Source organism: Nocardia sp. NPDC058497 (genome assembly GCF_042720195.1).
Taxonomy (GTDB): domain Bacteria; phylum Actinomycetota; class Actinomycetes; order Mycobacteriales; family Mycobacteriaceae; genus Nocardia.
Map to the genome: position 1 here is coordinate 1 of NZ_JBHXMY010000911.1, position 1,599 is coordinate 1,599.

Below are 1,599 nucleotides of genomic sequence, written 5' to 3' on the forward strand. Positions count from 1 at the left end.
GGCATGGGTGCCAGGCTCCGCACAGCGGACACCACCCGTTATGCGCGTGACGGTATGGCGGGGATGACTATCGAACAAGGATTGAGCTGGTTCGATGCTGCGCTGATCCAGCCTCGAGGGGCGGTGACCGCAGCCGAGCTCGACACCATAACCCTGGCGTCGCATGCTCGGACCGGTACGTTGGTGCCCTTCCTCACTACCTTGTTCCCCCAGACCCGACGCGCGGTGGTTGCGGCTACGGGCCGCTCGGACGGAATGTCTGCTTTGCAGCGCCGTATCGCCGGGATATCCGAGAGCGAAGCACTGTCGGTGATTTTGGACATGGTTCGCGGCGAGGTGGCCACGGTACTGGGTTTCGACAATAGTTCGGCGGTCGAAGCGGGCCGCATTTTCCGCGAGCTGGGCTTCGATTCGCTGACCGCGGTCGAAATGCGTAATCGGCTCAATGTGGTGACCGGCGCACGATTGCCAGCGACTCTGATATTCGATTACCCGACACCCGAGTCCGTGGCTCGGTTCGTGATGGACGAATTGCGGGGCGGCCCCGAGGCTTCCGAATCCGCCGCTGCGGCCCCATCGGCGTCGATACAGTCCGATCCGGTGGTCATTGTCGGCATCGGCTGCCGACTCCCCGGCGGAGTCTCCTCCCCGGAAGACCTGTGGCAGTTGCTGATCGACGAATCCGATGCGATCTCCTCGTTCCCGACCGATCGCGGCTGGGACATCGACGGCGTGTTCGATCCACAGCCGGGTGCGGTCGGCAGATCGTATGTGCGCGAAGGCGGGTTCCTGCACGACGCGGCACAGTTCGACGCTGGCTTCTTCGGGATCAGCCCCCGGGAGGCGACAGGGATGGATCCGCAGCAGCGGGTGCTGCTGGAGACGGTGTGGGAGGCGCTCGAGCATGCCGGGATCGACCCGGATAGTCTGCGCGGCAGCGATACCGGCGTGTTCGTCGGTATCGGCAGTTTGGGCTACGGCGTTTCCGGCGGGCAGGGCGATGAATCGTCAGGTTATGAGCTGACCGGCACACCACTGAGTGTGGCCTCGGGTCGTATCTCCTATGCTCTCGGCCTGGAGGGCCCGGCGGTCTCGGTGGACACCGCATGCTCGTCGTCGCTCGTTGCCATTCATCAAGCGGTGCAGGCGCTTCGAGTCGGAGAGTGCTCGATGGCACTCGCGGGCGGCGTGACCGTTATGGCCACCCCGGATGGAATCATCGGATTCTGCCAGCAACAAGGTCTGGCGGCAGACGGTCGCGTCAAACCTTTCGCCGACGCCGCGGACGGCACCGCGTTGGCCGAGGGTGCGGGCGTGCTGGTGTTGGAGCGACTGTCCGACGCACAACGACTCGGGCACGACGTGCTCGCGGTAGTACGTGGCTCGGCGATCAACCAGGATGGCGCGTCCAACGGACTCACCGCCCCCAATGGTCCTTCCCAGCAACGCGTCATTCGCCGCACCCTGGCCAACGCTGGGCTCCGCGCGGCGGAGGTCGACGTCGTGGAGGCCCACGGCACCGGTACTCGTCTCGGCGATCCCATTGAGGCACAGGCGATCCTGGCGACCTATGGGCGTGACCGTGACCCGAGGCAACCG

General features: G+C 65.4%; 1 protein-coding gene. It reads left to right on the top strand.

Going from position 1 to position 1,599, the window contains the following annotated elements; genetic code table 11:
* Positions 1 to 63 precede the first annotated feature (63 nt).
* Positions 64 to 1,599 (top strand): beta-ketoacyl synthase N-terminal-like domain-containing protein (locus tag ACFWPJ_RS32390; protein WP_378857271.1); only part of this gene is annotated, 1,536 nt, incomplete at its 3' end.